General features: G+C 71.3%; 14 protein-coding genes. 8 read left to right on the forward strand and 6 right to left on the reverse strand.

Going from position 1 to position 11,595, the window contains the following annotated elements:
- Window positions 1-257 precede the first annotated feature (257 nt).
- Window positions 258-1,334, reverse strand: a complete 1,077-nt coding sequence (locus tag ACIRQ9_RS34085) for an S-adenosylmethionine:tRNA ribosyltransferase-isomerase (protein ID WP_404182454.1) — start codon at window positions 1,332-1,334, stop codon at window positions 258-260.
- Window positions 1,331-2,026, reverse strand: a complete 696-nt coding sequence (locus ACIRQ9_RS34090; protein ID WP_404182456.1) for an SDR family NAD(P)-dependent oxidoreductase — start codon at window positions 2,024-2,026, stop codon at window positions 1,331-1,333. Before ACIRQ9_RS34090 ends, ACIRQ9_RS34085 begins: the two co-directional genes overlap by 4 nt.
- 225 nt (window positions 2,027-2,251) lie before the next feature.
- On the opposite strand from ACIRQ9_RS34090, the gene ACIRQ9_RS34095 reads away from it, so the two are divergent.
- From ACIRQ9_RS34095 to ACIRQ9_RS34110, 4 genes are all read left to right on the forward strand, one after another.
- Entirely contained in the window at window positions 2,252-3,397 is a 1,146-nt protein-coding gene (locus ACIRQ9_RS34095; protein ID WP_404182459.1) for a GAF domain-containing sensor histidine kinase, read from the forward strand.
- Window positions 3,390-4,031: a response regulator gene (locus tag ACIRQ9_RS34100; RefSeq protein WP_404182462.1), complete on the forward strand. Its 642-nt coding sequence runs from the start codon at window positions 3,390-3,392 to the stop codon at window positions 4,029-4,031. The genes ACIRQ9_RS34095 and ACIRQ9_RS34100 overlap by 8 nt, the downstream gene beginning before the upstream one ends.
- 169 nt (window positions 4,032-4,200) lie before the next feature.
- Window positions 4,201-4,449, forward strand: a complete 249-nt coding sequence (locus ACIRQ9_RS34105) for a chaplin (RefSeq protein WP_351329147.1) — start codon at window positions 4,201-4,203, stop codon at window positions 4,447-4,449.
- Between the two features lie 236 nt (window positions 4,450-4,685).
- Window positions 4,686-4,925 carry a chaplin gene (locus ACIRQ9_RS34110; RefSeq protein WP_404182466.1) on the forward strand — a complete coding sequence of 80 codons (240 nt, stop codon included), beginning with the start codon at window positions 4,686-4,688 and terminating at the stop codon, window positions 4,923-4,925.
- Window positions 4,926-4,976: 51 nt separating this feature from the next.
- On the opposite strand, the gene ACIRQ9_RS34115 is transcribed toward ACIRQ9_RS34110, so the two are convergent.
- Window positions 4,977-5,762 carry a hypothetical protein gene (locus tag ACIRQ9_RS34115; protein ID WP_404182469.1) on the reverse strand — a complete coding sequence of 262 codons (786 nt, stop codon included), beginning with the start codon at window positions 5,760-5,762 and terminating at the stop codon, window positions 4,977-4,979.
- A gap of 150 nt (window positions 5,763-5,912) precedes the next feature.
- Between ACIRQ9_RS34115 and ACIRQ9_RS34120 the strand changes: the two genes are divergently transcribed.
- The 3 genes from ACIRQ9_RS34120 (at window position 5,913) to ACIRQ9_RS34130 (ending at window position 8,287) form a co-directional block, all read left to right on the forward strand.
- Complete coding sequence (locus tag ACIRQ9_RS34120) at window positions 5,913-6,704, forward strand: ABC transporter ATP-binding protein (RefSeq protein ID WP_404182472.1); 792 nt, start codon at window positions 5,913-5,915, stop codon at window positions 6,702-6,704.
- 81 nt (window positions 6,705-6,785) lie between these two features.
- Window positions 6,786-7,217: an NfeD family protein gene (locus ACIRQ9_RS34125; RefSeq protein ID WP_404182475.1), complete on the forward strand. Its 432-nt coding sequence runs from the start codon at window positions 6,786-6,788 to the stop codon at window positions 7,215-7,217.
- Window positions 7,218-7,339: 122 nt separating this feature from the next.
- A complete protein-coding gene (locus ACIRQ9_RS34130) occupies window positions 7,340-8,287 on the forward strand; it encodes an SPFH domain-containing protein (protein WP_404182478.1) in 948 nt (315 codons plus the stop codon).
- 110 nt (window positions 8,288-8,397) lie between these two features.
- Here ACIRQ9_RS34130 and ACIRQ9_RS34135 read toward each other — a convergent pair whose 3' ends face one another.
- The 3 genes from ACIRQ9_RS34135 to ACIRQ9_RS34145 form a co-directional block, all read right to left on the reverse strand.
- A complete protein-coding gene (locus ACIRQ9_RS34135; RefSeq protein ID WP_404182481.1) occupies window positions 8,398-8,907 on the reverse strand; it encodes an HNH endonuclease in 510 nt (169 codons plus the stop codon).
- Between the two features lie 167 nt (window positions 8,908-9,074).
- Window positions 9,075-9,614, reverse strand: coding sequence for a YbhB/YbcL family Raf kinase inhibitor-like protein (locus ACIRQ9_RS34140; protein WP_404182484.1), 540 nt, complete (start codon window positions 9,612-9,614; stop codon window positions 9,075-9,077).
- A 64-nt stretch (window positions 9,615-9,678) separates the two neighbouring features.
- Window positions 9,679-10,461 carry a sporulation protein gene (locus ACIRQ9_RS34145; RefSeq protein ID WP_404182487.1) on the reverse strand — a complete coding sequence of 261 codons (783 nt, stop codon included), beginning with the start codon at window positions 10,459-10,461 and terminating at the stop codon, window positions 9,679-9,681.
- A 136-nt stretch (window positions 10,462-10,597) separates the two neighbouring features.
- On the opposite strand from ACIRQ9_RS34145, the gene ACIRQ9_RS34150 reads away from it, so the two are divergent.
- Window positions 10,598-11,248 carry a DNA-3-methyladenine glycosylase gene (locus ACIRQ9_RS34150; protein ID WP_404182490.1) on the forward strand — a complete coding sequence of 217 codons (651 nt, stop codon included), beginning with the start codon at window positions 10,598-10,600 and terminating at the stop codon, window positions 11,246-11,248.
- Window positions 11,249-11,595 lie beyond the last annotated feature (347 nt).

Genomic DNA, 11,595 nt, shown 5'->3' on the forward strand with positions numbered 1-11,595 from the left:
GGGGAGACCGGCTCCTCCTGCACGAGCACCGCGGGGGGAACCCGCGGTGCTGAGCGACGAGAGCAATTCTTAGCGGCCGCAAAATGCCCTGGCAAAGCTGTGACGTACGATCCCGGGTCGTAGGCCCCGGAGGGGCAAAACGGGACAGACTAGGTCGTCTGCCCCGTTCACCGTGGGACCCTTTATCTCCTATGTCCGTTAGTACGTGATGTGCGCCCTATGCGCGTCCTCACATCATCGGTGCCCCGATCTCACCGCTAGTTGCTGACGCAATGCTCTGCGTGAGGCCCCTCCTCCGGGAGGATGAGGTGCACGTCGCCGAACTCGTGCCACAGATAGAGCCCGCCCAGCGCCTCCTCGTAACTGCGCTCGACCGCGGCCCGGCCCGCCACCGCCTCCAGCATCAGCAGATGCGAGGCCTCCGGCTCGTGCAGCCCGGTCAGCAGCCCGTCCACGGCCCGCACTCCGCGCTCCGGCGTCACCACCAGCTCCGTCCAGCCCTCCGCCGCCCGCACCACCCCGTCCGCGTCCGCCGCCGACTCCACCGCCCGCACCGCGGTCGTCCCCACGGCCACGACCCGCCTGCCCCCGGTCCTGGCCGCGTTGATCAGCCGCGCGGACGCCGCCGGCACGGCGAAACGCTCCGCGTACGGCGGCTCGTGCGCCTCCGGCGACGACACCCCCGTGTGCAGCGTGACCGGCGCGAACTGCACGCCCCGGCTCACCAGCTCCGCCACCAGCCGCGCGGTGAAGGGCCGCGCCGCGCTCGGCATCTCCGCACTCCCCGCCCCGCCGGGGAAGGGCAGCGCGAACACCGTCTGGTACACGGACAACGGCTGGTCCCGCTCCGTGTAGGAGTAGCGGATGGGCCGGCCGTGCTCCCGCAGCGTCCCCGGCACGTCCCCGGAGGCCCGCGCCCACCACAGCCGCTCGCCCCGCGCGCTCAGCGGCTCCGTCAGCACCAGCCGCCCGCCCCCGGGCAGCCGCACCTCGCTGCCCGCCGCGGTGCCCGCGCGCGGGCGGGTCGTCCCCCTGCCGTCCGGCTCCCGCAGCTCGACCGCCCACCGGCCGTCGTCCCCCCGCGTGGAGAAGTGCACCACCACGCGCGCGTGCCCCACGCGCCCGTCCACGGCGGCCGCCAGCGTCGGCGAGGTGTTCACCACCAGCAGGTCCCCGGCCCGCAGCAGCACCGGCAGCTCGGCGAAGGCGTGATGCGACACCGCGGTACCGCGCGACACCAGCAGCCGTACGGCATCGCGCTCCAGGCCCGGCCCGCGCTGCTCGGCAGGCACGCGCGCGGACAGCTCCTCGGGCACCCGCAGAGCGGTCGTCATCGCTCCTCCACCAGGGCCGGCGCGCCGTACCGTCCGCTGGCTGGCCGCTCGTCGAGCAGCCGCAGGAACGCCGGTACGACACTCTCCGGCGCCGGCCGCGGATCGTCGTCGTCCGGTACGGCCGCCGCGTACAGACCGGTCGCCATGTCCCCGGGATCCACCGCCCACACCCGCAGCCCCGGCTCCTCCACGCCCAGCACCGCCGCCAGCTGGTCCAAGGCCGCCTTCGAGGCGCCGTACCCGCCCCAGGTCTCGTAGGCCTCCGCGCCCGCGTCCGAGCTGACCGCCACCACCGCCCCTGCCGCCGACCCCCGCAGCAGCGGCAGCGCCTCCTGGACCAGGCCCAGCGCGGCCACCACGTTCACCTCCAGCGCCCGGCGCAGGCCCGCAAGCGGCAGCTCGCCGAGGCGCACCAGCGGCTCGGCGCCCAGCGCGCTGGCATTGCTCACCACCAGGTCGAGCCCGCCCAGCCGGCGCGCCGCCGCCACCAGATCGGCCCGGTGCCCGGCATCCGTCACGTCGCCCGGCACCGCCGCCACCCGGACCCCCGCTTCCGCCACCGCCTCCGCCGCCTCCTTCAGCGCCTCCGCACCCCTGGCGTCCAGCACCAGGTCCCAGCCGCGCGCGGCCAGGGCCCCGGCCAGTGCCCGTCCCAGCCCCTTCGACGCTCCCGTGATGATCGCTACCGGCATGACAACCGTCCCCTCGGCTCCGTCCGCCCGCGTCGGCGATGATCCCAACCTAGGAACGGCGCCGCCCCGGCCGCCTCGGACGCCGGACGCAATCCGCGGGGCCCTTCGGACTACGCCGCAGGTCCGGGGCGCGCGCCCTAGGTCCCGAGGCCTAGGGCCAACGGCCCGGCGCCCCGCCACCAACGGCCGATCACCGCTGTCGCACCCCGCCGGTACCGTGAGGACATGAGCCAAGGCCCCCGGTCCGGCCTCGCCGCGGTCAGCTCCGCGCTGCTGGCCATGAGCAGGCACCTGGAGGTGCGCGACGTCCTCAAGACGATCGTCGCCTCCGCCCGCGAGCTGCTCGACGCCGAGTACGCGGCGCTCGGGGTCCCCGACGACCACGGCGGCTTCGCCCAGTTCGTCGTCGACGGCGTCACCGACGCCCAGTGGAAGGCCATCGGCCCCCTCCCGCGCCAGCACGGCATCCTCGCCGCGATGCTCCAGGAGGCGAAGGTCGAGCGGCTCGCCGACGTCCGCACCGACCCCCGCTTCGGGGGCTGGCCGTCCGCCCACCCCGACATGTCCGACTTCCTCGGCCTGCCGATCCGCGACGGCGACGAGACCATCGGCGCGCTGTTCCTCGCCAACAAGAGGTGCGCCAAGCCCCACGGCGGCTGCGGCTTCACCGCGGAGGACGAGGAACTCCTGTCCATCCTGGCCCAGCACGCCGCGATCGCCCTCACCAACGCCCGCCTCTACGAACGCAGCCGCGAGCTGACCATCGCCGAGGAACGCTCCCGGCTCGCCCACGAACTGCACGACGCGGTCAGCCAGAAGCTGTTCTCGCTGCGCCTGACCGCCCAGGCCGCCGCCGCCCTGATCGACCGCGACCCCTCGCGCGCCAAGGGCGAACTGCAGCAGGTGGCCGCCCTCGCCGCCGAGGCCACCGACGAACTGCGCGCGGCCGTCGTGGAGCTGCGCCCCGCCGCCCTCGACGAGGACGGCCTGCTCGCCACCCTGCGCACCCAGATCCAGGTCCTCGACCGCGCCCACGACGCGCGCGTGACCTTCGCCGCGAGCGGGTTCCGCGCGCTGCCCGCCGCCCAGGAGGAGGCGCTGCTGCGGGTGGCCCAGGAAGCCCTGCACAACGCCCTGCGGCACTCCGGCGCCGAGCACGTCGACGTGACCGTGAACCGGCGCGGCGGCGGCGCCGTGCTGCGGGTCACCGACGACGGCCGCGGCTTCGACCCGCACCTGACCCGTCGTGCCGGACGCCACCTCGGCCTGGTCTCCATGCGGGACCGGACGAGCGGGGTCGGCGGCACGCTGACCGTGGAATCGGCGCCCGGCAAGGGCACCACGATCGAGATGGAGGTCCCCGGTGGCTGACGCGATCCGGGTCCTGCTGGTCGACGACCACCAGGTCGTCCGCCGGGGCCTGCGCACCTTTCTGGAGATCCAGGACGACATAGAGGTCGTCGGCGAGGCCGCCGACGGCGCCGAAGGAGTCGAGCGCGCCCAGGAACTGAGCCCCGACATCGTCCTCATGGACGTCAAGATGCCCGGCATGGACGGCGTGGAGGCGCTGCGCCGGCTGCGCGAACTCGACAACCCCGCGCGCGTGCTCATCGTCACCAGCTTCACCGAGCAGCGCACGGTGGTGCCGGCCCTGCGCGCCGGCGCCGCCGGGTACGTCTACAAGGACGTCGATCCCGACGCGCTCGCCACCGCCGTCCGCTCGGTGTCCGCCGGGCACGTGGTGCTCCAGCCCGAGGTGGCCGGCGCCCTGCTCTCCCAGGAGGAGACCCACTCCGGACAGGGCCGCGGCGGATCCCTCACCGAACGGGAGCGGGAGGTGCTGGGACTGATCGCCGACGGCCGCTCCAACCGGGAGATAGCCCGCGCGCTGGTGCTCTCCGAGAAGACGGTCAAGACGCACGTCTCGAACATCCTGATGAAACTCGACCTCGCCGACCGGACCCAGGCGGCCCTGTGGGCCGTACGCCACGGCGTGACCGGCTGAAACGTCCTGCGCAACGCTTCACCGGCGGCAACCTGAAGGGTCGTCCTACGGGCTGAGATTCATACCGTCGTGGGAATGTCACCCGGACGGCGCATCCTCTCCCGGCCACCGGCGTTCTTCAGTGCGTGCCGCGGCGACCGCCGCGGCGATCGCCAAGGAGGGTCAAGAAGTGAAGAACCTGAAGAAGGCAGCGGCCGTGACGATGGTGGCCGGCGGGATCGTGGCCGCGGGCGCGGGGATGGCCTCCGCCCACACCGGCGGCTCGCACGCCGACGGCGGGGCCCACGGCTCTCCCGGCGTCGTCTCGGGCAACGTCATCCAGGTCCCGGTCCACGTCCCGGTCAACGCCGTCGGCAACAGCGTCAACGTCATCGGCGTGCTGAACCCCGCCTTCGGCAACCTCGGCCTCAACCACTGAGACCCGCGCCGCACCGCGGCATCGACCTCCGGCCTTCCGGGCACCCCCGGGAGGCCGGTCGGCTTGTCCGCTCAACGGCTCATAGGGCCAGCGACTCCTACTCTCAGTGAATCTTCCGCCCAATGATCCGAACGGGCAGTCACGGCCCTCGCCCCGTGCCACCGGGGACCCTCCCGCGTTGATCAGCGCACGGCCCACGGCCGGGTCGCACCAGCATCCGCAGGAGGAACGTTTCCATGAACATCGCCAAGAAGGCCGCCGTCGCCCTCACCGTCGCCGGCATCGCGGCGGGTGCCTCCGCCGGCGCCGCGATGGCCGACGCCGCGGCCGGCGGCGACGCCGCAGCCTCCCCGGGCGTGGCCTCCGGCCTGGTCGCCCAGGTCCCGCTCGACGTCCCGGTCAACGCCTCCGGCCTCTCCGTCGACGTGGTCGGCCTCCTGAACCCCGCGTTCGGCAACGCCTCGGCCAACAAGTAGCACCGGCCCCGCAGACGAGGGCCGTGCCGTCCGGCGCGGCCCTCAGCCGTCCTACCGCCCCCGCTCGCGCTCCTCCACCATGGAGTCGTACGCCGCGACCTGCGCCCGCCGGGCCGTCCGCTCCACCGGCCGCAGCGCCAGCGACCGTGCGGCCATCTCCGAGGCGCTCACCGCGCCGCCGTGCCCGTTCTCGTACGCCAGCGAGATCAGCATCCCGACCCGCTGCGCCAGCTCCAGGACCCGTACCGCCCTGGGCGGATACCCGGGGGCCAGCACCTCCCGGCCCCGCGCGGCCCGCGACCGGTAGGCGTCGATCGCCGCCTCGGCCACCGGACCGGACCCGGCGACGTCCAGCCCGGACAGCACCTCGGTCGCGTCCCTGAGCGCCTCCGCCAGCTCCCGCTCGGCCTCGCCCAGCGACGGCACGTCCGCGGGCGGCGCCTCCCGGACCGGCAGCACGTGCCAGACCACCTCGACGTGCACGTCACCGGCGGGACCGGCCTCGGACACCTCCGGCACCAGACCGAACGCGGCGCCGTGACAGACGACCGCCTCCTCGGCCTGCAGGGCCCGCGCGTTGAACTCCGGCGGACCGCTCAGCCCCAGCGGATGCCCCGGCGCCGGCAGCGCGACCCGCAGCCCGGTCGCCCCCAGCGTGCGCAGCCGCCCCAGCGCCAGCGTCAGCCCGACCGGAGCCGGCTCTCCCGGCAGCCCCTCCACCCGGTGCACCGCGTCCTCGCCGACGATGGCGAGCACGGCGTCATCCGGAGAGACAAGTCCGGCCAAAAGGGCATTTCCCCAAGCGGCGAGGCGTCCTGAACGCGGTTCCGAGAACATGCCTCCACCCTAAGGACCGGACCGATGGAATGGAGCGCCGCACTCGTGGCGTAGATTTCATAAGGGCCGCGCCCACCGGCGCCGCCGCCCGAGCCACCGGCGTACGCGCCGGCCGAGACCGGCCACACTGCAAGGGGAGACAACGCGCTCATGAGCGATGTTCTGGAGCTTCAGGACGTATCCGTGGTCCGCGAGGGCCGGGCTCTGGTGGACCAGGTCTCCTGGTCGGTGAAGGAGGGCGAGCGCTGGGTCATCCTCGGCCCCAACGGCGCCGGCAAGACCACCCTCCTGAACATCGCCTCCAGCTACCTCTTCCCCAGCAAGGGCACCGCCACCATCCTCGGCGACACCCTCGGCAAGGTCGACGTCTTCGACCTCCGCCCGCGCATCGGCGTGGCCGGCATCGCCATGGCCGAGAAGCTCCCCAAGGGCCAGACCGTCCTGGAGACCGTGCTCACCGCCGCCTACGGCATGACCGCCCACTGGCAGGAGGAGTACGACGAGGTCGACGAGCAGCGTGCCCGCGCCTTCCTCGACCGCCTCGGCATGACCGACTACGTGGACCGCAGGTTCGGCACCCTCTCCGAGGGCGAGCGCAAGCGCACCCTGATCGCCCGCGCCCTGATGACCGACCCCGAACTGCTGCTGCTCGACGAGCCCGCCGCCGGCCTCGACCTCGGCGGCCGCGAGGACCTGGTCCGCCGCCTCGGCCGTCTCGCCCGCGACCCGATCGCACCCTCCATGATCATGGTCACCCACCATGTCGAGGAGATCGCCCCCGGCTTCACCCACGTCCTGATGATCCGCCAGGGCAAGGTCCTCACCGCCGGCCCGCTGGAACTCGAACTCACCTCCCGCAACCTCTCCCTCTGCTTCGGCCTCCCGCTCGTCGTCGAACAGCTCGGCGACCGCTGGACCGCCCACGGACTCCCGCTGTCCTGACCCCTCCTGACGGCCCCGCGGACGTCCCGCCTCCGGAAAGCACCCTGTCGGGCTCGGCACCCCCGGCCCTACCATGGCGATGTGAACAGCATCGACGCATGGGTGTGGTGGCTCGTCGGCGCCGCGGCGCTCGGAATCCCGCTCGTGGTGACCGCGATGCCGGAATTCGGCATGTTCGCGATCGGCGCGGTGGCCGCCGCGGCCACCGCGGGACTCGGTGCGGGCGTCGTGATCCAGGTCCTCGTCTTCGTCGCCGTCTCCGTCGCCCTGATCGCCGTGGTACGGCCCATCGCCGCCCGGCACGCCGCCCAGCGACCACAACACGCCACCGGCATCGACGCGTTGAAGGGCAAGCAGGCCCTCGTACTGGAACGCGTCGACGGTTCCGGCGGACGGATCAAGCTGGCCGGCGAGATCTGGTCGGCACGCTCGCTCGACACCGGGCGGGCCTACGAAGCCGGAGAGGAAGTGGACGTCGTGGAGATCGAGGGAGCCACGGCCATCGTCATCTGACCTCGTACGACGCAACTCAGCGGAACGACTCCCGAGTTGGGCGAGGGTCTGTCAGACTCGTCCAGCAAGATCTTCAACAGTCAAAAGATCTGCCGAGGCGGAGAAGGGTACGGGGAGCGACGATGGAACCGGTCATCATCGTCCTGGTCATTCTGGTGGTGTTGGTCTTCATCGCCTTGATCAAGACGATCCAAGTCATCCCACAGGCGAGCGCCGCCATCGTGGAGCGCTTCGGCCGCTACACGCGGACCCTGAACGCGGGCCTGAACATCGTGGTCCCGTTCATAGACACCATCCGCAACCGCATCGACCTGCGTGAACAGGTCGTGCCGTTCCCGCCCCAGCCGGTGATCACCCAGGACAACCTGGTCGTGAACATCGACACGGTCATCTACTACCAGGTCACCGACGCGCGAGCGGCCACCTACGAGGTCGCCAGCTACATCCAGGCCATCGAGCAGCTCACGGTCACCACCCTCCGCAACATCATCGGCGGCATGGACCTGGAGCGCACCCTGACCTCCCGCGAGGAGATCAACGCGGCCCTGCGCGGCGTCCTCGACGAGGCCACCGGCAAGTGGGGCATCCGCGTCAACCGCGTCGAACTCAAGGCGATCGAGCCGCCCACCTCCATCCAGGACTCGATGGAGAAGCAGATGCGCGCCGACCGCGACAAGCGCGCCGCGATCCTCACCGCGGAAGGCACGCGCCAGGCCGCGATCCTCACCGCCGAGGGCGAGAAGCAGTCCCAGATCCTGCGCGCCGAGGGCGAGGCCAAGGCCGCCGCCCTGCGTGCCGAGGGCGAGGCCCAGGCGGTCCGCACCGTCTTCGAGGCCATCCACGCCGGCGACGCGGACCAGAAGCTGCTGTCCTACCAGTACCTCCAGATGCTCCCGAAGATCGCCGAGGGCGACGCCAACAAGCTCTGGATCGTGCCCAGCGAGATCGGCGACGCCCTCAAGGGCCTCTCCGGCGCGATGGGCAACTTCGGCCCGCTGGGCGGCGGTTCCAACGGCGGAGGCGGCAGCGTCCCGGCCCAGGAACGCCGCGAGAAGCCCCCCATCGACTAGGACGCCTAAAACGACGGTCCCCGCGCCCACCTGCTCCGTGGGGCGCGGGGATCCGTGGGAGAAGCCACGACGCGGCCGCGGCCGCACGAGGGGACCGGCGAGGCCTCCGATCAGGCGGCCACGTCCCCCGCCAGCCACTCGGGAAGCGCCGCCAGATCCTCGGCCCCCATGGCGAGCAGCATCGCGTCCTGCGGCGACGGCTCGAACGGCCGCCGGAGCAACGGCATCCCCGCCTGCTCGGGCGTCCGGTCCGCCTTGCGGTGGTTGTCCTCCGCGCACGAGGCCACCGTGTTCAGCCAAGAGTCCTGACCGCCCTGGGCCCGAGGCACCACGTGGTCGACGGTCGTCGCCCGCCGTCCGCAGTACGCGCACCGGTGCCGGTCCCTGACCAGCACACCGCGCCTCGACCAGGGCGCCTGTCTCCGGAACGGAACCCGGACGTAGCGGCACAGCCTGATCACCCTGGGCGCGGGTATGTCCACGTCGGCTCCGCGCATGCGCAGCTCGGGGTGGGCCTGCTCGACAACGGCCTTGGCCTGGAGCACCAGGACGACGGCTCGGTTCAACGTCACCGTAGACAGCGGCTCGAAGCTCGCGTTCAGCACCAGCGTGTCACGCATCCAGCCCACCTCCCATGTGCACCGTGCCCACCCCCGGCGGGCTTGGATCAACTCTGGACGGGCGCGCCGAGATGGACAACGCAATAAAAACTGCCCGCCCCTGATCACTTCCAAGACCAGGGACGGGCAAACGTTCAATGAACGGTTGGCTGATTTCGCGGAGTGCGTCAGCCCTGCTCGGGGTTCTCGTACTCGCCGACCAACTGGGCGCGGGCGATCGCGTGGAACCGCAGGTTGAACCCGACGACGGCGGGCGACACGTCGGCGTCCGGACCGAGCTTCTCCTCGTCGACCGCGTACACCGTGAAGACGTACCGGTGCGGCCCGTCACCGGGCGGCGGCGCGGCACCGCCGAAGTCCTTCGACCCGTAGTCGTTGCGCACCTGCACCGCGCCGTCGGGCAGACCCTCGAACTTGCCGCTGCCCGCACCGGCCGGCAGCTCGGTCACCGAGGCCGGGATGTCGAACACCGACCAGTGCCAGAACCCGCTGCCCGTCGGGGCGTCCGGGTCGTAGCAGGTCACGGCGAAGCTCTTGGTCCCGGCCGGAAAGCCCTCCCACCGCAGCTGCGGCGAGGTGTTGCCCTTGGCGTAGACCTGAGCGTCCTTGAGCGTGGCCCCTTCCGTGATGTCCTCGCTCGTCACCGTGAACGACGGGACGGGCGGATGGAAGTCATGGGGGAGCGGCCGCCGCTTGAGCTCGGTCACCTCGGTACCTCCTGATCGATGCTGATCGCTGACGGAAGCCGTGACGGACTCCGCGGTTCCGAGCCTAGAACCAGTTGCGCTTGCTGCCGACCTCGGACAGCCACTGGTTGAGATAGGCCGCCCAGTCGGTCCCGTGGAAGTCGTGCAGACCCACCTGGAACGAGCGGAACGTGTCACTGCCCTCGCTGAACAGCCCCGGCTTCTTGTCCATTTCGAGGATGACGTCCATGGCGTGCCCGTCCGCCACGAAGCTCAGCTCGACCTGGTTCAGACCGCGGTACTGGGACGGCGGGTGGAACTCGACCTCCTGGTAGAACGGCAGCGTCTGCCGCGTCCCCCGGATGTGACCGCGCTCCAGGTCGGCGTTCTTGAACCGGAAGCCGAGCTGGATGAAGGCGTCCAGGATGGCCTTCTGGGCCGGCAGCGGGTGCACGTTGATCGGGTCCAGGTCACCGGAGTCCACGGCACGCGCGATCTCCAGCTCGGTCGTCACACCGACGTTCATGCCGCGCAGCGCCTGCCCGTCGATCATCGTGACCGGCGTCTCCCACGGGATCTCCAGCCCGAACGGCACCGCGTGCACCGCTCCGGCCTGCAGCTCGAAAGCACCGCCGAGCCGCGCCTTGCCGAAGACGATGTCCTGCTTGAACTCCTCGTCGCCGTGCTCCACCTCGACCCGCGCCTGGAGACCCACGGACAGCCCCTGGATCTCCTGGTTCACCGACCCGCCCTGGATCCGTACCTCGCCCTGGACGACGCCACCGGGAACGACGTTGATCTCGGTGAGCACCGTCTCGACGGAAGCCCCACCGGCCCCCAGGCTCGCGAGCAGCTTCTTGAACCCCATGACTCTCCCTTTACGTACGGACCCTTGATCCCTACAAACGCGATCCGGCCGCGACCGGTTCCGGCCCACACCCTGGCAAGGAGACGAATCCTTGACCACCCCTTGGCATCCCCGGCCTGGACTAGGCTCGGACGCCATGATCGTGCCCCCGGACCGTACGCCACTCGCCAGGGACTTCTTCGACCGCCCTGTACTGGAGGTCGCCCCCGACCTCCTCGGCCGCATCCTCCTCCGCACCACCGCGGAGGGCCCGATCGCCGTCCGCATCACGGAGGTCGAGGCGTACGACGGCCCGAACGACCCTGGCTCCCACGCCTATCGCGGCCCGACACCCCGCAACGAGGTGATGTTCGGTCCGCCCGGACATGTGTACGTCTACTTCACCTACGGCATGTGGTTCTGCATGAACCTCGTCTGCGGTCCCGTGGGCACCGCCAGCGCGGTCCTGCTGCGCGCCGGCGAGATCATCGAGGGCGCCGACCTGGCCCGCAAACGTCGGCTTTCGGCCCGATACGACAGAGAACTGGCCAAAGGCCCGGCGCGTCTGGCCACCGCCCTGGGCGTCGACCGGGCCCTGGACGGCACGGACGCGTGCGCCGCCGGCGAGACCCCGCTGCGGACGCTGAGCGGTACACCGGTCCCCTCCGACCAGGTACGCAACGGTCCGCGTACCGGAGTCGCCGGCGAAGGGGGCGACGGGATCGTCCATCCGTGGCGCTACTGGGTCGACGGCGACCACACGGTCAGCCCCTACCGGGCCCACGTGCCCAGGCGCCGCTCAAGTTGACGCGTCTCCGGAGGGTGCGTAATGTAGCCCGAGCCGCTTGAACCGGGTACGGCATTCGCCAGCAGCCGGAAGCGGCCACCCACTACCTACGACTTCCCCTGACGGGGTCGGATTCGTCATGCCTGCATGTCTGAATTCGAACTCTCGGAACTCGATTATGAGTCCCGGCGGGAGTCGGCTAACGTAGTGAATGTCGAAAGGCCGACAGGCGAGAGCCGAAAAGCCCCAGACAATCCCGCCGACCGGGAATCGGACGCCGAAAGGATCTGATAGAGTCGGAAACGCCGGAAAGGGAAACGCGAGAGCGGAAACCTGGAAAGCACCGAGGAAATCGGGTCGAGAAAAGA

Origin of the sequence: Streptomyces sp. NPDC101237 (genome assembly GCF_044767465.1) — a bacterium.
In the GTDB taxonomy this organism is placed as follows: domain Bacteria; phylum Actinomycetota; class Actinomycetes; order Streptomycetales; family Streptomycetaceae; genus Streptomyces; species Streptomyces gramineus.

Bases quoted from the DNA above. Each gene is read 5' to 3' on its own strand.
- ACIRQ9_RS34085 (WP_404182454.1), bottom strand. From the start codon at position 1,334: ATGACGACCGCTCTGCGGGTGCCCGAGGAGCTGTCCGCGCGCGTGCCT.
- ACIRQ9_RS34090 (WP_404182456.1), bottom strand. From the start codon at position 2,026: ATGCCGGTAGCGATCATCACGGGAGCGTCGAAGGGGCTGGGACGGGCA.
- ACIRQ9_RS34095 (WP_404182459.1), top strand. From the start codon at position 2,252: ATGAGCCAAGGCCCCCGGTCCGGCCTCGCCGCGGTCAGCTCCGCGCTG.
- ACIRQ9_RS34110 (WP_404182466.1), top strand. From the start codon at position 4,686: ATGAACATCGCCAAGAAGGCCGCCGTCGCCCTCACCGTCGCCGGCATC.
- ACIRQ9_RS34115 (WP_404182469.1), bottom strand. From the start codon at position 5,762: ATGTTCTCGGAACCGCGTTCAGGACGCCTCGCCGCTTGGGGAAATGCC.
- ACIRQ9_RS34120 (WP_404182472.1), top strand. From the start codon at position 5,913: ATGAGCGATGTTCTGGAGCTTCAGGACGTATCCGTGGTCCGCGAGGGC.
- ACIRQ9_RS34130 (WP_404182478.1), top strand. From the start codon at position 7,340: ATGGAACCGGTCATCATCGTCCTGGTCATTCTGGTGGTGTTGGTCTTC.
- ACIRQ9_RS34135 (WP_404182481.1), bottom strand. From the start codon at position 8,907: ATGCGTGACACGCTGGTGCTGAACGCGAGCTTCGAGCCGCTGTCTACG.
- ACIRQ9_RS34145 (WP_404182487.1), bottom strand. From the start codon at position 10,461: ATGGGGTTCAAGAAGCTGCTCGCGAGCCTGGGGGCCGGTGGGGCTTCC.
- ACIRQ9_RS34150 (WP_404182490.1), top strand. From the start codon at position 10,598: ATGATCGTGCCCCCGGACCGTACGCCACTCGCCAGGGACTTCTTCGAC.